26 protein-coding genes are annotated in these 22,184 nt (G+C 71.8%); 15 read left to right on the top strand and 11 right to left on the bottom strand.

What is annotated here, in order from left to right; all coding sequences use genetic code 11:
- Positions 1-435 precede the first annotated feature (435 nt).
- The 9 genes from SACTE_RS18955 (at position 436) to SACTE_RS18915 (ending at position 8,378) form a co-directional block, all read left to right on the top strand.
- The gene (locus SACTE_RS18955; RefSeq protein ID WP_014047630.1) at positions 436-1,950 is read left to right on the top strand and encodes an ATP-binding protein; all 1,515 of its coding nucleotides are present in this window, start codon (positions 436-438) and stop codon (positions 1,948-1,950) included.
- Positions 1,947-2,393 (top strand): roadblock/LC7 domain-containing protein, encoded by a 447-nt coding sequence (locus tag SACTE_RS18950; protein WP_014047629.1) that lies wholly within the window; start codon positions 1,947-1,949, stop codon positions 2,391-2,393. The genes SACTE_RS18955 and SACTE_RS18950 overlap by 4 nt, the downstream gene beginning before the upstream one ends.
- On the top strand, positions 2,390-2,761 hold the full coding sequence (locus tag SACTE_RS18945; protein ID WP_014047628.1) for a DUF742 domain-containing protein: 372 nt from the start codon (positions 2,390-2,392) through the stop codon (positions 2,759-2,761). The genes SACTE_RS18950 and SACTE_RS18945 overlap by 4 nt, the downstream gene beginning before the upstream one ends.
- The gene (locus tag SACTE_RS18940) at positions 2,742-3,398 is read left to right on the top strand and encodes an ATP/GTP-binding protein (protein WP_014047627.1); all 657 of its coding nucleotides are present in this window, start codon (positions 2,742-2,744) and stop codon (positions 3,396-3,398) included. The genes SACTE_RS18945 and SACTE_RS18940 overlap by 20 nt, the downstream gene beginning before the upstream one ends.
- Positions 3,395-4,630: a cytochrome P450 gene (locus tag SACTE_RS18935; RefSeq protein WP_014047626.1), complete on the top strand. Its 1,236-nt coding sequence runs from the start codon at positions 3,395-3,397 to the stop codon at positions 4,628-4,630. Before SACTE_RS18940 ends, SACTE_RS18935 begins: the two co-directional genes overlap by 4 nt.
- Positions 4,627-5,835, top strand: coding sequence for a cytochrome P450 (locus tag SACTE_RS18930; protein WP_014047625.1), 1,209 nt, complete (start codon positions 4,627-4,629; stop codon positions 5,833-5,835). The genes SACTE_RS18935 and SACTE_RS18930 overlap by 4 nt, the downstream gene beginning before the upstream one ends.
- A gap of 129 nt (positions 5,836-5,964) precedes the next feature.
- Positions 5,965-7,083 carry a phosphoserine transaminase gene (gene serC, locus SACTE_RS18925; RefSeq protein WP_014047624.1) on the top strand — a complete coding sequence of 373 codons (1,119 nt, stop codon included), beginning with the start codon at positions 5,965-5,967 and terminating at the stop codon, positions 7,081-7,083.
- 150 nt (positions 7,084-7,233) lie between these two features.
- Positions 7,234-7,845 carry a Uma2 family endonuclease gene (locus SACTE_RS18920; protein ID WP_014047623.1) on the top strand — a complete coding sequence of 204 codons (612 nt, stop codon included), beginning with the start codon at positions 7,234-7,236 and terminating at the stop codon, positions 7,843-7,845.
- A gap of 32 nt (positions 7,846-7,877) precedes the next feature.
- A complete protein-coding gene (locus SACTE_RS18915; RefSeq protein WP_014047622.1) occupies positions 7,878-8,378 on the top strand; it encodes a DinB family protein in 501 nt (166 codons plus the stop codon).
- Here SACTE_RS18915 and SACTE_RS18910 read toward each other — a convergent pair.
- The 4 genes from SACTE_RS18910 to SACTE_RS18895 form a co-directional block, all read right to left on the bottom strand.
- The gene (locus tag SACTE_RS18910; protein WP_014047621.1) at positions 8,363-8,791 is read right to left on the bottom strand and encodes a DUF4259 domain-containing protein; all 429 of its coding nucleotides are present in this window, start codon (positions 8,789-8,791) and stop codon (positions 8,363-8,365) included. The genes SACTE_RS18915 and SACTE_RS18910 overlap by 16 nt on opposite strands.
- A gap of 12 nt (positions 8,792-8,803) precedes the next feature.
- Positions 8,804-9,511, bottom strand: a complete 708-nt coding sequence (locus SACTE_RS18905; protein ID WP_014047620.1) for a class I SAM-dependent methyltransferase — start codon at positions 9,509-9,511, stop codon at positions 8,804-8,806.
- Positions 9,508-11,289, bottom strand: coding sequence for a SpoIIE family protein phosphatase (locus tag SACTE_RS18900; RefSeq protein ID WP_014047619.1), 1,782 nt, complete (start codon positions 11,287-11,289; stop codon positions 9,508-9,510). Before SACTE_RS18900 ends, SACTE_RS18905 begins: the two co-directional genes overlap by 4 nt.
- Positions 11,290-11,392: 103 nt before the next feature.
- Positions 11,393-11,956, bottom strand: coding sequence for a GNAT family N-acetyltransferase (locus SACTE_RS18895; RefSeq protein WP_014047618.1), 564 nt, complete (start codon positions 11,954-11,956; stop codon positions 11,393-11,395).
- A gap of 100 nt (positions 11,957-12,056) precedes the next feature.
- Between SACTE_RS18895 and SACTE_RS18890 the strand changes: the two genes are divergently transcribed.
- Positions 12,057-12,458, top strand: coding sequence for a PPOX class F420-dependent oxidoreductase (locus SACTE_RS18890; RefSeq protein WP_014047617.1), 402 nt, complete (start codon positions 12,057-12,059; stop codon positions 12,456-12,458).
- Between the two features lie 18 nt (positions 12,459-12,476).
- Here SACTE_RS18890 and SACTE_RS18885 read toward each other — a convergent pair whose 3' ends face one another.
- A complete protein-coding gene (locus SACTE_RS18885) occupies positions 12,477-13,319 on the bottom strand; it encodes an SDR family NAD(P)-dependent oxidoreductase (RefSeq protein WP_014047616.1) in 843 nt (280 codons plus the stop codon).
- Positions 13,320-13,425: 106 nt separating this feature from the next.
- Here SACTE_RS18885 and SACTE_RS18880 point away from each other — a divergent pair, with 106 nt between their 5' ends.
- Positions 13,426-14,343, top strand: a complete 918-nt coding sequence (locus SACTE_RS18880) for a LysR family transcriptional regulator (RefSeq protein WP_014047615.1) — start codon at positions 13,426-13,428, stop codon at positions 14,341-14,343.
- Positions 14,344-14,355: 12 nt separating this feature from the next.
- Here the strand turns inward: SACTE_RS18880 and SACTE_RS18875 are convergent, their stop codons facing one another.
- On the bottom strand, positions 14,356-15,372 hold the full coding sequence (locus SACTE_RS18875) for a hypothetical protein (protein WP_014047614.1): 1,017 nt from the start codon (positions 15,370-15,372) through the stop codon (positions 14,356-14,358).
- Between the two features lie 58 nt (positions 15,373-15,430).
- Here SACTE_RS18875 and SACTE_RS18870 point away from each other — a divergent pair, with 58 nt between their 5' ends.
- On the top strand, positions 15,431-16,129 hold the full coding sequence (locus tag SACTE_RS18870; protein WP_014047613.1) for a GDSL-type esterase/lipase family protein: 699 nt from the start codon (positions 15,431-15,433) through the stop codon (positions 16,127-16,129).
- Positions 16,130-16,269: 140 nt separating this feature from the next.
- Positions 16,270-17,211, top strand: a complete 942-nt coding sequence (locus SACTE_RS18865; RefSeq protein ID WP_014047612.1) for an endonuclease/exonuclease/phosphatase family protein — start codon at positions 16,270-16,272, stop codon at positions 17,209-17,211.
- Positions 17,212-17,291: 80 nt separating this feature from the next.
- Here SACTE_RS18865 and SACTE_RS18860 read toward each other — a convergent pair whose 3' ends face one another.
- From SACTE_RS18860 to SACTE_RS18850, 3 genes are all read right to left on the bottom strand, one after another.
- On the bottom strand, positions 17,292-17,933 hold the full coding sequence (locus SACTE_RS18860; protein WP_014047611.1) for a TetR/AcrR family transcriptional regulator: 642 nt from the start codon (positions 17,931-17,933) through the stop codon (positions 17,292-17,294).
- 169 nt (positions 17,934-18,102) lie between these two features.
- Complete coding sequence (locus tag SACTE_RS18855; RefSeq protein ID WP_014047610.1) at positions 18,103-19,134, bottom strand: hypothetical protein; 1,032 nt, start codon at positions 19,132-19,134, stop codon at positions 18,103-18,105.
- A gap of 170 nt (positions 19,135-19,304) precedes the next feature.
- Positions 19,305-19,721 (bottom strand): hypothetical protein, encoded by a 417-nt coding sequence (locus tag SACTE_RS18850; RefSeq protein ID WP_014047609.1) that lies wholly within the window; start codon positions 19,719-19,721, stop codon positions 19,305-19,307.
- A gap of 82 nt (positions 19,722-19,803) precedes the next feature.
- Between SACTE_RS18850 and SACTE_RS18845 the strand changes: the two genes are divergently transcribed.
- Together SACTE_RS18845 and SACTE_RS18840 are read left to right on the top strand one after the other, a co-directional pair.
- The gene (locus SACTE_RS18845; RefSeq protein WP_014047608.1) at positions 19,804-20,616 is read left to right on the top strand and encodes a helix-turn-helix transcriptional regulator; all 813 of its coding nucleotides are present in this window, start codon (positions 19,804-19,806) and stop codon (positions 20,614-20,616) included.
- Entirely contained in the window at positions 20,613-20,852 is a 240-nt protein-coding gene (locus SACTE_RS18840; RefSeq protein WP_014047607.1) for a DUF397 domain-containing protein, read from the top strand. Before SACTE_RS18845 ends, SACTE_RS18840 begins: the two co-directional genes overlap by 4 nt.
- Positions 20,853-20,854: 2 nt before the next feature.
- Here the strand turns inward: SACTE_RS18840 and SACTE_RS18835 are convergent, their stop codons facing one another.
- Positions 20,855-21,703 carry an NAD(P)H-binding protein gene (locus SACTE_RS18835; protein WP_014047606.1) on the bottom strand — a complete coding sequence of 283 codons (849 nt, stop codon included), beginning with the start codon at positions 21,701-21,703 and terminating at the stop codon, positions 20,855-20,857.
- Positions 21,700-22,125, bottom strand: coding sequence for a nuclear transport factor 2 family protein (locus SACTE_RS18830; protein ID WP_014047605.1), 426 nt, complete (start codon positions 22,123-22,125; stop codon positions 21,700-21,702). Before SACTE_RS18830 ends, SACTE_RS18835 begins: the two co-directional genes overlap by 4 nt.
- Positions 22,126-22,184: the final 59 nt, after the last annotated feature.

The following is a 22,184-nucleotide window of genomic DNA, read 5'->3' as shown; positions in this document are numbered from 1 at the left end:
TTGCCTGCGTCCTCCGTCGGGGCCACGCGGCGCCTCCCCCTCAAGGCGCCCGCGGTGTGTCTTACGGCAGTGCCGCGACCTAGGGGGTCGGCTGCACCGGAGCGCTCACACTAGCGGCCCACCCGCCCTCAGGCGACGATCGTGACAAATCCCGCTCCACACACGCGACATATCGCCATATTCGCTACTGCTTCACCACGTACATCCGGCCACTCGCCCCTCCGGCCTCCTCGGAAGACCCGCGCCAGCATCGACTTCAAGACAAATTCCAAACAGAAGTGGCCACAAGGGATCGCCAAACGCGGCATCAATTCTCCTATAGTTGCCGGTACTTGATCAGGAACAATCAGCTCCAGTTGTGCTTCTTTCGCCACAGCCGCACCGAAGCGCCCGGATTGTCCCTGCCCCCCAAACCGTCCGCCCCGAGGACTCCGATTGCGCCCTTCACTCCGGCCAACCGCGCTCGCCCTGCTGGTCTCGGCAGCCGTCACCGGTTCCCTGTGCCTGTGGGCGGTGGCCGCGGCACCCGCCTCGGTACGGACCCCCGTGTCCTGGGGAGCGGGTGCCTCGGCCCTGCTGCTGTGCGTCGCGGTGGCCCTCACCGTCCACGCGCGGATCACCGCGCGGACGCTGCGGGCCCTGCGGACCGCCGACGCCGAACGCTTCACCGCCGAGATCTCGCGCCTCGTCTCCACCTCCGCCGCCGAAGCGCAGCGCTTCACCGCGGACACGGCCCGCATCAAGGCGGCGGCCGCCACCGAGACCTCCAGGGTCACGGCCGAGGCCGCCGAGCACGTCGCCCGCGTGACGGCCGAGGCCGACGCCGAGCAGGCCCGCCTCACGGCCGAGAACGCCCGGCTCACCGAACGCGCCCGGCGCAGCGAGACCGAGCGCTCCGCAGCCGTCGCGGCCTGCGCCAACGCGGCGGGCCGCATGCAGGCGCTGGCCACCGGCATGCTGGCCGACCTACGGGAGATGGAGCACCGGCACACCGCCGAGGACGTGCTCGGTGACCTCCTCCACCTGGACCACCGCACCGCCCAGGCGGGCCGGCTGGCCGACTCCATCGCCGTACTGACCGGGGCGCGTTCCGGGCGGCGCTGGGCGAAGCCGATCGTGATGGAGTCGATCCTGCGCGGCGCGATGGGCCGCATCGGCGGCTACCAGCGCATCCGGCTGCACTCCACCAGCGACGTGGCGATCGCGGGACACGCCGCCGAGGGCGTCATGCACGCCCTGGCGGAACTCCTCGACAACGCCGCCAACTTCTCGCCGCCCACCGCCGAAGTCCATGTGTACGTCGAGGAGGTCCCGGCCGGGATCGTCATCACCGTCGAGGACAGCGGCCTGGTGATGAGCGACGTCCAGCTGCGCCGCGCCGAGCGTGCCGTGGCGGCCCGCGACCAGGACCTCACCGGCCTCTCCGGGACCCGTCTCGGCCTCGCCGTGGTCGGCCGGCTGGCCCGTAAGCACGGTCTGACGGTCTCCTTCCGGCCGTCGGCGCGCGGCGGCACCGGCGCCTTGATGATGCTGCCGCACGAGCTCATCTCCCGTGGCGCCCTCCTGCCCGCCGTGCCCGCCCCGGCCGCCGCCGAGCGCCCGGAGCCGGAGCCGGTCCACGCGTCGGCCCGCTCCCGGGACGCCGGGCCCGGACAGGGCGACCCGGCACCGGACACCCGGGAAGAGGGCACCGCCCGGCCCGGCTCCGCGCCCGACAGCGCCTCCGAGACCACCGGGTCCGTCCCCCGGTTCGGCGAGAGCGGCCTGCCCAAGCGCCGCCGCGGCCGCACCCTGGCCGCCGCCGAAGCACGTAACGGCAACGCCGCCCCCGGCGGAGCCGATTCCCCCAGGCCCCGTACCACCGACCCGAAGGTGCAGGCGGCACGCTTCAGCACCTTCAGTCAGGCGGTCCGCGCCAACACCCCGCACCCGGAAGGCAACACCCGATGACCGCGACGACCGACGAGAAGCTCAACTGGCTGCTGGAGGGTCTGCTGGAACGCACTCCCGGCGCCCGGCACGCCCTGGTCCTGTCCCGGGACGGTCTGAAGCTGTGCCGTACCCCCGAGCTCTCCGTCGACCAGGCCGACCAGCTCGCCGCGATCTCCGCCGGTATCCAGAGCCTGTCGCACGGCGCGTCCGTGGAGTTCGGTGACGGGACCGGCGGGGTGCGCTCCGCGATGGCCGAGTTCTACGGCGGTGTGCTGTTCATCGTCGAGGCGGGTGCCGGCGCCCATCTCGCGGTCGTCGCCGCGGAGGACTCCGACGTCGGCCTCGTCGGCCACAACATGAGCGAACTCGTCGAGCAGCTCGGCGAGTACCTGGTGGCCCCGCCGCGCTCCTCGGGCGGGACCGACGCGGTGGCGCAGGCCACGGAAACCGCGGACGTATGACGTCGGCGCCGCGACCCCGCCCCGGGCGCGACGACGCCCCGGACCGGCTGTACACCCTCACCGGGGGCCGCAGCCGGTCCGGCTCGGACGCCTTCGACCTGGTGACCCTCGTCGTCGCCGAGTGCGATCCGGCGCCCGGGATGCAGTCGGAGCACGCCGCGATCCTGCGGATGTGCGAACGCCCCACGGCCGTCGTCGAGATCTCGGCCACCCTGAATCTGCCCGTCGGCATCGTCCGCATCATGCTCTGCGACCTGCTCGACACCGGCCGGATCAGCGCCCGCCATCCCCGTACTGCCCGTGTCGCGGACCGGCTCCCCGACACCGACACCCTGGAACAGGTGCTCGTTGGACTCCGCAATCTCTGACCGTGCCGCCCTGCAGGCGACGGCCGACAACGGACTGAAGATCGTCGTGGTCGGCGGCTTCGGGGTCGGCAAGACCACCATGGTCCGTTCCGTGAGCGAGATCCGTCCGCTCAACACGGAGGAGACCATGACCCGCGCGGGCGAGGCCGTCGACGACCTCGACGGTGTGCAGTCCAAGACGTCCACCACGGTCGCCTTCGACTTCGGCCGCATCACGCTCGACGCGCGTTCGGTCCTCTACCTCTTCGGCGCCCCCGGCCAGGAACGCTTCTGGTTCCTGTGGGACCGCCTCTTCTCCGGGACCCTGGGGGCCGTCGTCCTCGTCGACACCCGGCGGCTCGCCGACTCCTGGTACGCCATCGACCGGCTGGAGCACCACGGCACGCCGTTCATCGTCGCGTGCAACGACTTCGGCGGGCCCCTCCACACCGAGCAGCAGATCCGGGAGGCGCTGGACCTCTCCCCCGACGTCCCGCTCGTCGAGTGCGACGCCCGGGACCGCTCCTCCAGCAAGTACGTCCTGATCACCCTGGTCGAGCACCTCCACGCGCTCTCCGAGGCCCGCGCGAAGAACGCCGGCGCGGCCCTCGCGGGCGGTCAGGGCGCCACGGCGATGACCCCGGAGCGCACCCTGTGACCACGTGCCCCGTGCCCCACGGTTCCGTCCCCCTGTCCGGGCCGCGGTTCCAGACCGACGCCGCGCAGGTGTACCGGGACATGCGCCGTGACCACGGCGCCGTGGCCCCCGTCGTGCTCGACGGCGGGGTACCCGCCTGGCTGATCCTCGGCTACCGCGAGCTGCACCAGGTCACCAACGACCCGGTGCTCTACAGCCGGGACTCCGACCTGTGGAGTCAGTGGGAGAACATCCCGGACGACTGGCCGCTGCTGCCCATGATCGGCCACAAACAGCCGTCGATCCTCTACACGGTCGGCGAACGGCACACCGCCCGCGCGGCGATGATCGGCAACGCGCTGGAGGCCGTCGACCCGTTCGCGCTCAAGCGGTACGCGGAGGAGTTCGCCGACGACCTCGTCGACCGTTTCTGCTCCACCGGCCGCACGGACATCATCGCCGAGTACGCGATGCTGCTGCCCGCGCGTGTACTGGCGAGGATCTACGGATTCGGTGACGAGATCCTCGGCCCCCTCGTCGGTGCGATCAACGATCTGATCGACGGTGGCGAGGGCGCCATCGCCGGCCAGCAGCTCCTCGGCGGGGCCATGTACCGGCTCCTCGCCGACAAGCACGCCGAGCCCGGCGACGACGTCGCCTCCCGGATGCTCCAGGACCCGGGCGGCTTCTCCGACGAGGAGGTCGCCCAGGACCTCATGGTGATGATGGCCGCGGGCCACCAGCCGACCGCCGACTGGATGGGCAACTCGCTGCGGCTGATGCTCACCGACGACCGCTTCGCCGCGTCGCTGTCCGGCGGCCGGCACAGCGTCGCCGAGGCCATGAACGAGGTCCTCTGGGAGGACACCCCCACCCAGAACGTGGCGGGCCGCTGGGCCTCCCGCGACACCCACCTCGGCGGACGCCACATCCGCGCCGGTGACCTGCTGCTCCTCGGTATCGCCGCGGCCAACGGCGACCCGCAGGTACGCACCGACGGTTCCGCCCTGACCGGTGGGAACAACGCGTTCCTCTCCTTCGGCCACGGCGAGCACCGCTGCCCGTTCCCGGCGCAGGAGACCGCGGAGGTCATCGCCCGTACGGGGATCGAGGTGCTCCTGGACCGGCTCCCGGACGTGGACCTCGCCGTCCCCGAGGACCGGCTGACCCACCGCCCGTCCCCGTGGCTGCGCGGACTGACGGAGCTGCCGGTGCACTTCACGCCCACCCCCGCCCTTGGAGGACAGCAATGACCCGGATCGCCCTCGACCCCTTCGTCGCCGACCTCGACGGCGAGAGCGCCGCGCTGCGGGCCGCCGGGCCGCTGGCCGAGGTGGAGCTCCCCGGCGGGGTGCACTGCTACGCCGTCACGCACCACGCCGAGGCCCGCCAGCTGCTCACCGACAGCCGGGTGGTCAAGGACATCGGCGTCTGGAACGCCTGGCGGCGCGGCGAGATCCCGATGGACTGGCCGCTGATCGGCCTCGCCAACCCGGGCCGCTCGATGCTGACGGTGGACGGTCCCGAGCACCGAAGACTGCGCTCCCTGGTCGCGCAGGCGCTGACGGTGAAGCGGGTGGAGCGGCTGCGGGCGGGCATCCAGGCGCTCACCGACGCGAGCCTGGACCGGTTGGCGGCCCTGCCCAGGGGTGAGCGGGTCGACCTGAAGGCGGAGTTCGCGTATCCGCTGCCGATGAACGTCATCAGCGAGCTGATGGGCGTGGACGCGGCCGATCACCCCCGGCTGAAGGTGCTGTTCGAGAAGTTCTTCTCGACGCAGACCCCGCCGGAGGAGGTGCCGCAGATGATGGCGGACCTCGGGACCCTCTTCACGAAGATCGTCGACGACAAGCGGGCGAACCCGGGCGACGACCTCACCAGCGCCCTGATCGCTGCTTCCGAGGACGGCGACCACCTCACCGACGAGGAGATCGTCAACACCCTCCAGCTGATCATCGCGGCCGGTCACGAGACGACGATCAGCCTGATCGTCAACGTGGTGGAGGCGCTCCAGACCCACCCCGAGCAGCGCAAGCGCGTGCTGAGCGGGGAGGTGCCGTGGGAGAACGTGATCGAGGAGACCCTCCGCTGGAACACGCCCACCTCGCACGTCCTGATCCGCTTCGCGACCGAGGACATCGAGGTCGGCGACAAGGTCCTGCCCGAGGGGGAGGCCCTGATCGTGTCGTTCGGCGCGCTGGGCCGCGACGAGAAGCAGTACGGCCCGACCGCCGGTGACTTCGACATCACCCGCTCCCCGAACCGCCACATCGCCTTCGGGCACGGCCCGCACGTCTGCCCGGGTGCCGCGCTCTCCCGTATGGAGGCCGGGGTGGCCCTGCCCGCGCTGTACGAGCGCTTCCCGGAGCTGGACCTGGCGGTCCCGGCGTCCGAGCTGCGCAACAAGCCGATCGTGACCCAGAACGACCTGTACGAACTCCCGGTCGACCTCGGCTGACGTCCCGGCGGCCGCCCGCGACGAGCACGCCGGCACCCCCTCCGCGACACCGTCCACGGGCCGGAGCGCGCGTCTCATCCGACGGACACGGTTCCCGGACCGTGTCGCGGAGGGACTACGCTCCGGCTCGTGGCCGATATCCAGATTCCCGCTGACATCAAGCCCGCCGACGGACGTTTCGGCGCCGGACCCTCCAAGGTGCGGACGGAGGCGCTCGACGCGCTGGCCGCCACGGGCACCTCTCTCCTCGGTACGTCCCATCGCCAGGCCCCGGTCAAGAACCTGGTCGGCGAGGTACGCGACGGTGTGCGCAGCCTCTTCTCCCTCCCCGAGGGCTACGAGGTGATCCTGGGCAACGGCGGCTCCACCGCCTTCTGGGACGTCGCGACGCACGGACTCATCGAGAACAAGTCCCAGCACCTGAACTTCGGCGAGTTCTCGTCCAAGTTCGCGAAGGCGGCGAAGCTCGCCCCGTGGCTGGCCGACCCGACCGTGATCTCCTCCGACCCGGGCACCCACCCGGACCCGGCGGCCGAGGCGGGCGTCGACGTCTACGCCCTCACCCACAACGAGACCTCCACCGGCGTCGCCGCCCCGATCAAGCGGGTCGCGGGCGCCGACGAGGGCGCGCTCGTCCTGGTGGACGCCACCTCCGGTGCGGGCGGCCTGCCGGTCGACATCACCGAGACCGACGTCTACTACTTCGCCCCGCAGAAGTCCTTCGCCTCCGACGGCGGCCTGTGGATCGGTGTGTTCTCCCCGGCGGCCCTGGAGCGCGCGGCGCGGATCCACGCCTCCGGCCGGCACGTCCCGGAGTTCTTCTCGCTGCCCACCGCGATCGACAACTCGCTGAAGAACCAGACGTACAACACCCCGGCGCTGGCCACCCTCTTCCTGCTCAACGAGCAGCTGAAGTGGCTGAACACCCAGGGCGGTCTGGACTTCGCCACCGGCCGCACGGCCGCGTCCTCGCAGGCGCTGTACGGCTGGGCCGAGGACTCCAAGTACGCCACCCCGTTCGTCACCGACCCGGCGAAGCGTTCGCAGGTCATCGGCACGATCGACTTCGAGGACGGCATCGACGCGGCGGCCGTCGCCAAGGTGCTCCGCGCCAACGGTGTCGTCGACACCGAGCCGTACCGCAAGCTGGGCCGCAACCAGCTGCGCGTGGCGATGTTCCCGGCGATCGACCCGGCGGACGTCCAGGCGCTGACGGCGTGCGTCGACCATGTGATCGACAAGCTGTAGCGGCGCGTCCGAGACGGCCCCGCACACACCGGTGTGCGGGGCCGTCCTCTGCGCTGTCACTCGCCGGGGTGATCTCGTGGCCGCGGGACGATCGGGGATGCCCCGACCTACGATGATGGCCTCGACACCAGCCATTCCAGGAGGCCCGCAATGTCTGCAGCAGCAGTCGAGCACCCCTGTGGCGATGAACCGGAACCCATGCTCGTGACGGCGAACCGCCTCATGGAACAGCTTCCGGGGTATCGCGTCGAGATCATCGGAGGCGTCATCACCGTGGCCGCGCCACCGGACGGCCCGCACGCCCGCGCTCTGACCAAGCTCATGCGTCCCTTCATCGCAGCCGGGCTCGACGACGGAGAGACGGAAGTCCTCCAAGGCGTCGGCCTCTGGCTGCCGAGCGGCCCAGAGGACTACGCCGTCGCGGACCTGGCGATCGTCGACGCCGACTTCGACGCACACCTCGTCGAGAACAACTGCTACGGCCCGGCCGTCTTCCGCCTCGTACTGGAGGTGACGTCCGGCAACTACAAGAACGACCTGCGCAACAAGGTCTCCGCCTACGCCGAGGCCAAGATCCCCGTCTACGTGGTCGTCGACCGCAAGCACGGCCGGGTACACGTCCTCACGGAGCCCACCGGCTGCGGCTACGACAACCACGAGGTCTACGCCCCCGGGCAGTCGGCCGTGCTCCCCGGCTCGATCGGGGCCGAGGTGACGCTGAACGCCGCCGAGTTGGTCGAGGCCGGGCGTCCCCGCGCGTAGGGACCGCCGGTCCCGGTCACTACGATCCGGGGATGACGAAGACCAAGGCCGTGCCGTACACCGGCGGCGAGAAGGAAGTCCTCCACGCGAGCCTCGACCGGCACCGGGACGTGGTCCTGTGGAAGCTGGACGGGCTCGACGACGAACAGCTGCGCCGCCCCATGACCCCGACCGGCACGAACCTGCTGGGCCTGGTCAAACACCTGGCCACCGTCGAGTACGGCTGGTTCTGCTCCGCGTTCGGCCGGGAGACGGAGGACTTCTGGTTCGACACGTACACGGACGACATGACGATCGCCCCGGACGAGTCGACCGAGCGGATACTCGCCTTCTACGCCCGGGCCCGTGCCGCCGCGGACCGGGCGATCGAGGAGACCGGTCTGGACGACACGGGCACGTCGTGGAACGGCACCACGGTGTCGATGCGCTGGGTGCTCGTCCACATGATCGAGGACGTCCTGCGGCACGCCGGTCACATGGACATCGTCCGTGAGCTGATCGACGGCGCCACGGGCTCTCATCCCGCCTCCTGACCTCCCGGCCCCGCCAGGCTCGCGCGCAGGGACCGGACGCCGGCACTCCACTGCTCGTCCTGGTTCACGTCGGCCCAGAGCTCCAGCAGTTCGGACTCGTCGGCGACCACCCGGTCCAGCGCCCGCACGGCGAGCTCCCGGAGCTTCGGGTCCAGCGGGGGCAGGGGGTCGTCCGGCCCGTACACCGAGTCGACCGGTGCCCCGCCCGGCATCTGGGCGGCGAGCAGGGCGGCTGCGGCGACCGCCACCACCCCGTCGTAGGCGTCGAGGTACTCCTCGGCGCCGGTACGGGCCGCGGAGGTCAGCGCCTCCTCGATCAGCGCCTCCCGCTTGCCGGGCGGTGCGTCGTCCAGGCTCCCCGTGAAGTCCGCGGCGGTGTCGCTGTCGAAATGGCCCATCCCCCAGGTCCCCATGGAACCCCCTCCTCAGTCGGTGGCCCCATCCTCCTCGCCACCACTGACAAGGGGCTCCGGCGCGAGAGGCTTCCTCGCGATCAGGAAGGCCTGCGGTGTCTTCTCCGGAAAGGCGCTCTCGGTGTCGGCCTCACGCAGCATCCGGGCCCGCATCTCCAGGCCGGCGTCCTTCAGCAGCACCTCCACCTGCTCGGGCCGCCGCCGGCGGAAGTCGAGCGAGACGTCCCGGCCGAAGGCGTCGTCGAGGTGGAGGGTCGTGTCACCCGCCTGGAAACCCAGCAGGAGGTGTCCGCCGGGGGCGAGCACTCGGTGGAACTCGGCGAACACCTGCGGGAGCCGCTCGTCCGGCACATGGATCGTGGAGTACCAGGCGAGCAGGCCGCCCAGCCCGCCGTCCGGCAGGTCCAGGGCGAGCATCGAACCTTCCTCGAACCGCAGTCCGGGGTAGCGCGACCGCGCCTCGGCCAGCATCCCCGGGGACAGGTCGACGCCGAACACGTCGGCCCCCGAGGCGTGCAGATGGGCCGTCACCCGGCCCGTGCCGCAGCCGATGTCGGCCACCGGCCCTCCGCCGCCCGCCGCCACCAGTTCGGCGAAGCCGGTCAGGACGCCCCGGTCGAGCGGCTTGGCGGCGAGTTCGTCCTGGAAGCGGGACGCGTAGAGGTCGGCGAAGGCGTCGTAGGAGGTGCGGGTGGTCTGGAGGAAGGCAGGTTCGGTCACGGTCGGGCACTGTAGTCGGGCCCCGGCCCCCGTGTCGGTGCGTCGTCCGGAGGGCCGGTGACGCGGAGCGCGAGGACGGCCACGTCGTCGGGGCGCGGGAAGTCCTCCAGCCCGCGCGAGAGCGCGTCCAGGAGCTCCGGCAGGGGCCTGTCCCCGTGCGCGGACAGCATCGACACCGCCTGCGCGATGCCGTCGTCGATGTCGCTGTCGCGGTGTTCGACCAGGCCGTCGGTGTAGAGCATCAGCACGCTGCCCGGCGGGAGTTCGCGTGTGTGGTCGCGGCGGGGCGAGCCTGCCGGGGTGCCCAGCAGGAGCAGGTCGTGCTCCTGGAGGGCCGATACGCGACCGCCGGGCAGGCGCAGCAGGGGCGGTGTGTGGCCCGCGTTGGACCAGGTCAGCCGCCACCGGTCGCCGCACGGGTCCAGGCGGGCGTGCACGGCGGTTCCGCCGGGGCCCAGGGGCAGGACGGCGAAGGTGCTGTCGACGGCGGCCAGGGCTGCGGCGGGCGAGTGCTTACGGTCCCCGAGGGTGGCCTGCCGCAGCATGCTGCGGACCTGGCCCATCACGGCGGCGGCCCGCATGTCGTGGCCGATGATGTCGCCGATGGAGACCATCAGCGCGGCCTGCCGCCCGGCCGACCCGTCCGGCACGAGGTAGGCGTCGTACCAGTCGCCGCCGACCATGTCCTGGTCGGCGGCGGGCAGGTAGAGGGCCGCCATCTCCAGGCCGGGCACGACGGGGAGCGCGGTGAGCATGGCCGACTGGAGCTGTTCGGCGGCGCTGAGCCGGTTCTCCACGAACAGCGTGCGCTCCACCGCCTGGCTGGCGTATCCCGCCACGGCGGTCAGCACCGCCTCCTCGGTGACGGTCAGGACGTGGGCCTCGGCCCAGCACCACATCAGCACCCCGCGCCCCCGGGCCAGCGGGACGCACAGGACGGAGCTGAGGCCCAGGGAGTCGTACCCTGCCACGGCCTCGGGGCAGAAACCGTCGGCGAGTGCGGCGTGGTCGGGCACGAAGACGGTGCGCTGCTCCCGCATCGCCTGGGCGCTGGGGAAGCCCGCGTCCCGCTCCAGGCGGTCGATGTCGGCCTCCACCGGCCGCAGGTCGTCCGGGTCGGCCACCCGGAACAGTCCCCGCTCGTCGGCGAGCAGCAGGCCCACGTAGGACGGCTCGGCGGGGCCGGCGAACAGGCGGCGCAGCCGTCGGAGCAGGTCCGTCAGCTCGCGGGAGCGGCCCAGCTCGACCGAGGCGCGCAGCAGCACGGCGGCGTGGTCCCGGTCGCGCCGGATCTGCTCGGTGGCGATCCTCAGGCGCAGCTCCACCGAGCAGGCGGCGGCGAGGTCCTCCAGGTCCCGCAGCTCGTCCTCGGTCCACTCCCGGGGCTCGTGGCCGATGGCGCAGAGCGAGCCGAGGACGTGCCCGTCCGCGTCGGTCAGCGGCATCCCGGCGTAGGCGATGACCCGCAGGTCCGGGATGGCGAGGCTGGCGCAGGTGAGCCGGTAGAGCCGCGAGTCGTTGAGGATCAGCGGTTCGCCGCTGGCGACGACGTGCTGGCAGAAGGAGTGGCTCAGGGGGGTCTGCCGCTGTGACGCCCAGGGCTCCTCCAGTCCGACCATGCCGGGGAAGACCTGCCGGTCGGACTCCAGGATCGACACCAGCGAGACGGGGACGTGGAGGGACCGGGCGACCATCCTGGCGAAGCGGTCCATGCCGGGATCGGCCGCCGCGGTCAGCCCCGCGAGCCGCAGGGCTTCCAGCCGCCCCAGTTCGTCCACGGAAGGTCCTTTGTCGATCGGTCGGCGTGGGTCACACCCTCCCGGGCCGCGCGCCCCCGCGGCGGCCCGCACAGACAGACTGATGACGACGGTATCGGACATCTCATGCCATGTCATGGCCAAAGGGCACGTCCTGCGGGGCCTCACGCCGCCACCGCACCTCCCCGTCCTCCCGTTCCTCCGTGGGTTCCAGCCCCGCGGCGGCGGCCACGGCGGCGGACGCGGCGTGCTCCGGGTGGATGTGGGCGACGACGGCAGGCACCCCCTGGTCCAGCAGATGCCGGACCAGGCCCACCGCGGCCTCCTTCGCGTATCCCCGGCCCTGCCACCCCGTCCCCACCACCCAGGCCACCTCGGCCCGCGTGCCGCGCACGGTGGCCTGCACGTATCCGGCCAGGCGCCCGTCGGCGCGGACCCGGAGCACCCAGTTCCACCAGAGCTCGGCGGGATCGGGCGAGCCGGCGGTCTGCCGCTCGTAACGGGCCCGCAGGGCGCCGGCGTCCTCCGGGGCGCCACCCGTGTAGGCGTGGAGGGCCGGGTCCGCGAGGACGGCGGCCATCTCGTCCGCGTACGCGGGGCGGAGCGGGACGGCGTCGAGGCGGCGGGTGGCGAAGGGCGCGGGGCCGGAAGGCGCGGGGCCGGAAGGCGTCGTGGGCGGCGTCGTCATGGACGGCGACCCTACGCCGGGACGGGCCCCGCGCGTCGGCGCACCGGGGGGCCGGGCCCGACCGGACCGGTCCCTCCCGATTTCATGCACCATGGGACATATGGAGACGATCCGTGAGCTAGAGCCTTTTGTGAAGCAGTACACCGTCCTGCTCAGCAGCCGCCGGCCGGACGGAACCGCTGCCCGTACCCCCGTCAGCATCGCCGTGGAAGGCGACCACGCGTACATCCGTACGTTCTCCTCGGCCTGGAAGGTCGACCGCATGCGCAACCACCCGGTGGTGGAGATCGCTCCCTGCACCGTGCGGGGCGCGCCGACCGGGCCGCCGGTCAAGGCGTGGGCGCGCCTCCTGCCGCAGGGGTCGAAGGAGAACACGCACGCCGCCCGGACCCTGTCCCGGAAGTATCCGGCGCTCCAGGGCGTGGCCGTGCCCCTCACCCACCGGCTGAAGCGCGACCGCACCCTGCACTACGAGCTGCGGCCCTTCTCCGACGAGCAGTGAGCGGGGGGCGCCGGGCGGTCAGTCCAGGTCGGTGCCCCGGCTGACCTTCTCCCACTCCCTCAGCTCCGCCCGCACCGAGTCCAGGTGGCCGGTGATCGCGTCCACCGCGTCCCCGCCGAGCACCAGCCGCAGGGGCGTCGGCTCGGCCTCCAGCGCCAGCCGGATCGCTGCCGCGGCCTTCGCCGGGTCGCCCGGCTGGGCACCTCCGCCGTCCCGCACGGCCTTCCGGGTGGCCCCGGCGGTCTCGGCGTACGCGGGGCTCTCCTCGCTGAAATACGCGGCACCCTGGCCGAACAGGTTGGTCCGGAAGGCGCCCGGTTCCGCGATCAGCACCGTGACGCCGTGCGGCCGTACCTCGTCCGCCAGCCCCTCGGCGAGCTGTTCCAGCGCGGCCTTGGTGGCGCTGTACGCGGAGAAACCGGCGAAGGACAGCTGCCCGCCCATGCTGCTCATCATGACGACCGCACCGCTCCGCCGCTCCCGCATGTGCGGCAGCAGCGCCCGGGTCAGCCGGGCCGGTCCGAACACGTGCAGCTCGAACAGGTCCCGCAGCTCCTGCTCGGTGGTCTCCTCGAACGCCCCGACCTGGGTGCGCCCGGCGTTGTTGACCAGGACGTCGACCCGGCCGTAGCGAGCCAGGACGTCGGCGGCGACCGCGTCGATCCGCTCGGCGTCGGTGATGTCCAGGGCGACGGCCTCCACCTGGTCGGGGTGGGCGGCCACCAGATCGTCCAGGGCCTGGGGCCTGCGTACCGCGCCGATCACCGTGTCGCCGGCCGCGACGGCGGCCTGAGTGATCGCCCGGCCGAAGCCGCTGTTCGCACCGGTCACCAGCCACACCTTGCCGTTGTTCCCGACCATCGTGCCTCCCTCGCCATCTGCCGTACGGGGCGGCCCCGTTCGGTGAATCCCATCCTTCGCCACGCCTCCCGCCCCCGTCCAAGACCCGCTGTGATAGCCATGAGGCATGGACGTCCACGGGCGCGATCTCCGCTACTTCGCCGCGGTTGCAAGGGAGTTGAGCTTCACCCGAGCCGCCGGGCGCCTCTTCGTCTCGCAGCCCGCGCTGAGCAAGCAGATACGGATGCTGGAGAAGCAGCTGGACGCGGAGCTGTTCGAGCGGGACCGGCGTACGGTCCGGCTGACCGCCGTCGGACAGGCCCTGCTGCCGCACGCCCAGGTGGTGCTGGCGGCCTGGGAGGCGGCCGAGGCCGCGGTGGGAGAGGCGAAGGCCGCCGAGCGGGCGACGTTGACGATCGGGATGTCCACCAGTCCGGGACGCGGCCTGCTGCCGGCGCTGCGGGCCCGTCTCACCGCACGCTTCCCGGCGGCCCGGCCGGTGCTGCGGCAGGTCAACTGGGCCGACCCCACCGCCGGGCTGGCGGACGGGACGAGCGATGTGGCCTTCGTCTGGCTGCCGTTGCCGGACGCCGGGCGCTACCGGTGGGTGGTGGTGGCCCGGGAGCCCCGGATGGTGGCCCTGCCGGACGGTCATCCGCTGGTGGCGAGGGCCGCCGGTGACCCCGAGGGAGCGGTCGACTTCGCCGGCCTCCTGGACGAGCCGTTCCTCGCGCTGCCGTCCGCGGCGGGCCCGCTGCGGGACTACTGGCTGGCCCTGGACTCCCGGAACGGCCGGGAGCCGAAGCTTGGTGGGGTGGTCGCCAGCGCCGAGGAGACGCACGAGGCGGTCGCCAACGGCGAGGGCGTGGCCCTGCTCGCCGCGGGCAACGCCCCGCTGGTCGCCCGGGACACCGTGGTCTGCCTGCCGGTGCGCGGGATCACCCCGTCGGAGCTGGCCGTCGCCGTACGCCGTGAGGACACACGCCCGCTGTCCCGTGCCTATCTGGCCGGGGCCGGGGACCTGGCCGCAGGCGCGCCGGACTGAGCTCCGGGGTGCTCAGCCGCGCCGCTTCCTGAAGCCGAACACGACCAGGGCGATGACGGCGAGCAGCACGGCTCCCCCGGTCACCGTGCCCTTCTCCGTGCCGTCCGCGTCCTGGCCGCCCCCGCGCCCGGAGCCCGATGCCGCACCGGAGGATGACGTACCGCCGTCCTCCCCCTTCCCGCCGTCGTAGCCGTCCTCGGCCGTGGCCTCGACCCGCTGCACCCGGCTGCCCTCCCCCTCGGAGCCGAACATCATCGCCGAGCCGTCGGCCGTGTACGTCACCGACTCCGACTGCCTCTGGAGCGGTGCGCGCACCGCGTGGTCCGCGCCGAGCCGGCCGTTCTCGAAGAGGTAGCCCCGTGCGCTGAAGTAGGAGCGCAGCACCAGGTGTCCGCCGTCGGGGGAGAACGCCCCGTCCGTCACCCAGGGCACCTCGCCCACCCGCCGGAAGACGTTGTTCCGCCCGGTGGCCAGCTTCTCGGGGCCTTCGTAGAGTCCGCCGCCGTCCTCGTTCTTCGAGGCGATGTAGACCCGGCCGGTCTTCGGGTGGACCATCAGCGCCTCGGCGTTGCGGGGCCCGTCGGCGTACGTCACGTCGAACTGGGTGGCCTGCACGGTGGTGTCCGCGAGCCGCTTCGGTTCGGGGAAACGGTAGATCCAGACGTGGTCCCAGGTCCCGTCGAGGTTGTCCCCGATGTCACCGACGTACAGGTTCCCGTCCGGGCCGAGCGATATCGCCTCCACGTCCCGGGGTTCACCGACCCCGCGCATGGTGACCGTCGCGACGGTCTTCCCGGTCCGGGAGTCGACGGCGAAGACGTACGGGCCGTCGTCGCTGTCGTTGTGCGTCCAGTAGATCCCGGGGTGGACACGGCTGGCGGCGAGACCGCTGGACTCGGTGATCCGGGGGTCCTCGATCGTGAAGCTCTGATCGGCCTTCCCGTCGTCCGCCGTGGCGGGTGCCGCCCCCGCACCCAGCAGGACGGCGGCAGCGGCGGCGGTGGCGAAGGCGGTCAGCGGCGGTCTCATGCCACAAGTGTCCACTGTCACGTACCGGGCCGTAGAGGTGATCGGACATGATGTGGCCATGCGTTTTCTCTTCGTCGGCGACTCCATGACCATCGGGCGTTCCGGCGACTTCACCTGGCGCTACCGCATGTGGCAGCACCTCGAAGCGACGCTCGGCGACGGCGGCTACGCGATCACCGGCCCGCGCACCGAGCTGTACGACACCGAGGCGGGAGCCCCGGTCTCCCACGCGTACGGCGACCCGTCCTTCCCGGCCCCCGCCCGCCGGCACCTGGCCGGCTGGGGCGAGGGCTGGCTGCACATGGCCCCGGTCGTCGCCGACGCGGTACGGGCCGCCCGCGCGGACGTCCTGCTCGTCTCGCTCGGCCTGATCGACCTCGGCTTCTACACGGACAGCGACCGGACCGCCCTGAACGCACGGGGGTTCATCGCGGCGGCACGCACGGCGAACCCGCACGTCCGCATGGTCCTGCTCCCCGTGATACCGAACATACGGGCCGAGTCGGACGCCCCCTTCGCCGCCGAGTGCGACCGCTTCAACACACTCCTCGCCCAGGCCGTGGCCGACCTGGACACCCCGTCCTCCCCGCTGCTGCTCACGCCCCGTCCCCAGGGATACGACATCCACACGGACACCTACGACGGCACCCACCCCGGCCCCACCGGCGAACACCGCCTGGCCGCCGCGTTCGCCGACGCCCTGCACCAGGCGTGGGGCATCGGCGGACGGTACGCGGGTGCCCTGGCCTCGGCCTGAGGCTGCCGAGGAGCGCCACCGCCGGGCCACCGCACCGGAACCGGAGCGGTGATCACGGGCGTCGTCGTAGCGGACGGCGCCGGGCGGTCCGGCGGTCACGCAGGGGGGCGGGCGGGGCGTTGACGAGGACGGGGAATGGTGTGAACGGGGCATCCCGGTGGGGCTGGGCGCGGGGGCGCGTCCTCGCGTCGGTGGCCGTGCTGGTGGCCCTCCTGCTGGTCTTCCACGCCGTCGTCCCCGACACCCCCGCCCACCTCGGCAGTCTGCTGGAGACGTTCCTGCCGTGGCTGGGTCTCGCCGTCCCCGTGCTGCTCGTCCTGGCGCTCCTACGCCGCTCGTACGGGGCCCTGGCCGCGCCGCTGCTGCCGGCCGTCGCGTGGGCCGCGCTCTTCGGCGGGCTGCTGCTCCCGGGCGGCGCCCCGGGGGACGGGGACCTCACGGCCGTCCAGCACAACGTCAGCGATGTGAACCCGGACCCGTCCGGCACGGCCCGCGCCCTGCGGGACACGGGTGCCGGGCTGGTCGCCGTGGAGGAGCTGATGCCCGCCGCGCTGCCTGCCTTCCAGGCGGTCCTGGGGGCCGACTACCCGTACCGCGCGACCCAGGGCACGGTCGGCCTCTGGTCGACGTACCCGCTGTCCGACGTGCGGAAGGTCGACATCAAGCCCGAGGCGATCGGCTACGGCTGGGACCGCGGGATGCGGGCCACCGCCCGGACACCTCAGGGCGAGGTCGCGGTGTACGTCGCCCACCTGCCCTCGGTCCGGCTGGGCCTCGGCGGGTTCCGCGCGCAGTGGCGCAACGAGAGCGCGGTCCTCCTCGGTGAGGCGCTCGCCGCCGAACCGCTGGACCGGGTGGTCCTGCTCGGCGACCTGAACAGCACACTGGACGACCGCGGCCTGGACCCGGTCACCTCCCGCCTGACCCGCCCCGACACGGACCTCGCGTTCAGCTGGCCGGCGGGACTGCCACTGGCCAGGATCGACCAGATCCTGACCCGCTCGGCGAAGGTCACCCACCTCTGGTCCCTCCCGGCGACAGGCAGCGACCACCTGCCGGTCGCGGCCCGCATCAAGCTCTGAGTCGGGGCCGCCGAGCGAGCGCGTGCCCCTACGCACGTGCCCGCGCCCCGCCCCCCTCCACCTGGACACGGCCCCGGGGCCTACTCCGCAGGCCGCGCGATGCCCATCATCTCCAGCCCGAGCGTGGTGAGTTCCTGCGACACCTCTTCGGGCCGGGCGCGCCGCGCGCGGCGGCTGTGGTGGGCCATCAGTTCGTGCACGGTCCCCACCATCACCATCACCACGACGCGGTGGTCCCGCTCCTCCACCTCCCCGCGGACGGCGGCCCGTTCGGCCTCGCCCGTCAGGAAGTCCGCCCACAGGTCCTTCCACCGCTTGCAGTGCTCGTCCACCGCCGGACTGACGCCCAGCACCTCCACGAACGTCACCCGGGCCTCACGGAGGTCCCTGGTCACCGCGTACACGTACGCGTCGAACAGACGCCGGAAGCGCATCGCCAGCGGGCAGTCGTCCATGCCCTCCGAGAGCAGGGCCTGTTCGGAGGCGCGCAAGCCCTTGGTGGTCACCCGGTTGTGGATGGCCATCAGCACCCCCTCGCGGGAGCCGAACTCCTCCCACAGCACCTCCTCCGGCACCCCGGCCACCTCGCACAGCGCCTGCTCCGACGTCTGCGCGTAGCCGTAGACCCCGAACAGCTCCAGCCCCGCTTCGAGAAGCTGCCCACGGGCCCGGGTACGAGCCAGGTCGATCGTGCCGGTCACCTGATCCACCGAGACATCCACGACGGTCCCTCCTTCGTCTGCCACATCTCCGTCCGTTCGCGGCGGCTGAGCGGTGTCGCGAGCGCGGGAGAGGATTCGTCACCTCTGCATGGCGCCTGCGCCATTGTCCTCGCCCCGGCGTCCGAACCCCGGATCCGCCGCGCCGCCACACCCGGCCCGAACTCATGTCTCAGCACGGCTCGGTACGCGGCCCGTTGACGACCGCGAACCGCTCCCGCCACGGCAGCGGATCCGGCTGTTCCTCGGCCAACTCCCGCTGCCGGAGCCAGAAGCGGCGAGCCTCCGCCCTTCCGCACGGCCCGCACAACTCCTCGTCGCGCAACGGCCGGAAGAGGTGCTCGTCGCCCGGCCCCGCGCAAGGGATCATCGCGGCCGCCGTCGGCTTCGGCGCGTACGCCTCCGGCTGCGGTTCCTCCGGCAGCTTGTGCACGAGCCGGTACCGCAGGAACCCGACCGCCGACCGCACGCCACCGTCCGGCAGTTCACTGGTCAGCACCCGCCGCAACTGGGCCGCCGTGACGCCGCGCCGCAGCCACTCGGCGGCCAGCGCGGCGAGGGCCCGGGCCTCCTTGACGCCGAGGTACAGCTCCCGGCACGCGTGCCGCAGCGAGAGCAGCACCCGCTCGCCCTCCGCGACGTGCGGCGGCAACGGCGCCTCCGGCTCCGGCTCCCCCTCCTGCTTCGTCCCCTCCCGTTTCGCCCCGGGCTTCGCTTCGGAGGGTGGGTGGGGAGAGTTCTTCTCCCGTTCTTCGTCTACCGGTAGTTGACCACCGACCACCCGGCCCGCCGGTCCACCGACCGCCGGTTCGCCGACATCCGGTTGACCGACCGCCGGTTCCCGCGCACCCGGACACACCGAGACCTCTGAGGCGCCGCCCTGGCGGACCGCGGCGGCCTCGGCGGGTGTCAGGGAGACGTTCGACAGCAACTGCGCGGTCGCCCAGAGCCCACGCACGCCCTGCTCCCGCCGCTCGTGCAGGAACCCGTTCACGACGAGGAGCTCCTTGGCCTTCTGGTACGCCCTGCCGGTGATGCCGAGCTTCCGCGCGTGCTCGCCGAGCGGCATGTCCGCCAACTCGTCGGGGAGACCCTGCACATACAGCAGGAGAATCTTCGCGTCACTCGTGAGACGCGGATGGCGCACGACATCATGCGAAGCCTTCGTGTAGCGCCGGGAGGGCGCGATAGCATGCCGAAGCATTCCTGGTGGACTCCGTATCCACTAGCGGGTGAAGGCCCTCGGATCGGTGTTGGTAGCACCCCCGGGGGCCGCCCTGCGCGCGCGCGTGCACACAGAGTGTAATGAGGCGATCACGCTATCGCACCGCAGGAACCCCCGACACCCGAACAACGGGGGGCACACTCCTTCGATCAGGCACTCTCCAGAGCGCCGAGCGTCAGTTCGTGCAGCAGCCCCGGGTCGACGTACGGTGCCTCGCGCGTGGGCTTCGACCGCCAGTCCAGCGGCCACGTACGACCGTCGAGCGCCGGGACGCCCACGAACGCGTCGCAGCGCGCGTCCCGCCCCATGAGCCGCGCACCCGCCGGCCACCGGTACGCGGCGGCGGAGCGGGGCGGCAGCAGGAAGTACATGCTCCGCTCCCCGACCCAGGAACGCACGATCGGACCGGCCCGGAAGTCCGTGAACTGCATGATCTCGTAGGCCACTTGCTCGCCCAGCACCCCGACGATCCGCACGGCGTCGAAGTGCACCCCCGTGTGCCGGAGGGCGTGCCCGCTCGCGGGAATCCAGGACGGCACCGACTCCGGTGAACTTTTCTGATCCATACGGACAGCGTGAACGCCGACACATACGGTGACCAGAGTCACAGAGCGTCTGTGCACTGTCGTGTACTCGGGAGGTGGAGCTGTGCACTCCGGTGAACAGGGAAGCAGTAACGCGGAGATGTTCGGCACGCTCCTCCGTTTCTACCGCGAACGGGCCGGGCTGTCCCAGGAGGCACTGGGCGCGAAGATCGGTTTCTCCAAGTCGCAGGTGGCGATGGTGGAACGGGGAGCGAGACCGCCGAAGGGCGGCTTCATCACGGGAGCCGACAAGGCTCTGGGTGCACAAGGTGCACTGGAGGCGGCGGGGACGAAGCTGCGGTTCAGCTACTTGCCCGCGTGGACCGAGGAGTACACAGAGCACGAGGCTGTGGCGGTTGCGCTTCACAACTACGAGAACCATGTAGTGCCAGGCCTGCTCCAGACTGACGCGTATGCCCGGAGCGTCTTCGGCTGCCACTGTCCGCCGCTGGACGACGATGAGATCGAAGGGCGAGTGCGGACCCGTCTGACACGGCAAGATCTCCTCCGACGCCGCCCCGCCCCGATCGTCAGCTTCGTCCTGGAGCTGATCGTCCTCACGCGCCCACTTGGTGGAAACAGGACTCTGAAGGAGCAACTGCTGCACGTACTTGAGGTTGCCCAACTGCGCAACGTCGAGGTCCAGGTCATGCCGCCCGACCTGCGCAGCCACTCCGCGCTAAACGGCCCGATGTTCTTGCTGGAGAGTCCCGCGCGCGATCACCTCGCCTATATCGAAGGCCAGAGTGGCGGTATCTTCGTCACGGAACAGCCCGAGCTGAGCAATCTGTTCGCCCGGTACAGCCTTCTCCGGGCGCAAGCCCTCAGCCCGGAGGAATCCGCGAAACTGATCAAGCAGATGGCAGAGGCCCTATGACTACCGACCTCTACTGGTTCAAGAGCAGCTACAGCGGCAACGAGGGCGGCAACTGCGTCGAGATCGCCGTTGCCTGGACCAAGTCCACGTACAGCGGCGACCAAGGCGCCTGCGTCGAGGTAGCCGCCTGCCCGCACGCCGTCCACGTGCGGGACTCCAAGGACCTGACCGTCCCCGCCCTCACCGTCTCCCCCGCCGCCTGGACCGCCTTCGTCGGTGACGTGCTCCGCGTGTGACGTCAGCTGCCGCCTCGCACCTCTTCCTTGATGAGGGCGCGGAAGGAGCGCGGGGGCCGACCGGTCAGGCGGTGGACGGTGTCGGTGGTCCGGTCCTCCGCGCCTCCGGCGATGGCACGGTCCATACCGGCCAGCAGCGCGGCGAACTCCGCCGGTACCTGCGCCGTGAGGCGGTCGCGCATCTGCTCGTAGGACAGACGGCGGTGGGTCACGGTCCGACCGGTGACCTCGGTGATGATCGCGGCGATGTCGTCGTAGCCGAGCGCCTCGGGTCCGGTGAGGACGAGGTCGGTGTCGGGGGCCTGTGCGTCGGTCAGGGCGCGGACGGCCACGGCCGCGATGTCCCCGGCATCGACGAAACCGACCCGGCCGCTCCCGGTGGCGGACGCGATGACGCCGTCCGCGCGGATGCTCGCGGCATGGGCGTGTGTGCCGGTGAAGTTCTGCATGAACCACGAGGGCCGCAGTACCGCCCACTGTTCGAACAGACCGGGCAGGGCCTGGTGCACCGTTCCCACCGCCGGGCCGCCCTCGGGGACGGCCGAGGAGCTCAGCAGCACCGCGCGCCGTACCCCCGCGGCACGGGCCAGACGGAGGAACGGCAGCATGACCGCCTCCGGTTCGACGTCACCCACGGGCGGTACGAGGTAGACGCGGTCGATGCCGTCGAGGGCTGCGGCGTGGGTGGCCGGGTCATACCAGTCGAAGGTGACAGGCTCCGCGCCGGCGACCGGGGCGGCCCGTCGTCCGGCGGCTCTCACGCGGTGGCCTGCGGCCGTCAGCTGTGCGGTGGTGCGGCTGCCTGTGGTGCCCGTGGCGCCGATGACCAGGGTGGTACCGGTGTCGGTCATCGGCTGCTCCCGGCGAAGTCGGCGCCGTCCTCACGGAGGACGAGGGGGTTCCAGTAATCGCGGTACGAGGCGAAGCGCCCGTCCCGGACGGTCACGACGGCGATGTAGGTCATGTCGAAAGGCGCTCCGGTCTCCACCAGGCGGCCGACGCCACGCATCTCGACCACGATCGTCTGCGGATCGGCGGTCTCGTGGATCAGCAGATCGGGGAAGTCGTGGAGGTCGATGTGGTCGGGATAGTGGCGCATGTAGGCGGCTATCGCCTCCCTGCCCTCCAGGCGCCGGGGCCAGCCCTCGGGGGCGAAGGGGAACTCCATGAGGCCGTCCTCGCCCCACAGGGCGACCCAGGCGGGAATGTCCTTGTCGAGCAGCAGTCGCAGGCTGTGGCGGTACAGATCCGCCGGGGAAGTCGGTGCGGACATGGGTGTCCTCCAGGTCGTACAATCCGGACTACGGGTCCGCTTCAACGATACGGACCAGC

This window comes from Streptomyces sp. SirexAA-E (genome assembly GCF_000177195.2).
GTDB lineage: Bacteria > Actinomycetota > Actinomycetes > Streptomycetales > Streptomycetaceae > Streptomyces > Streptomyces flavovirens.
Note: the sequence above shows the minus strand (reverse complement) of the source record. Positions and strands in the feature narration are given on the sequence as shown.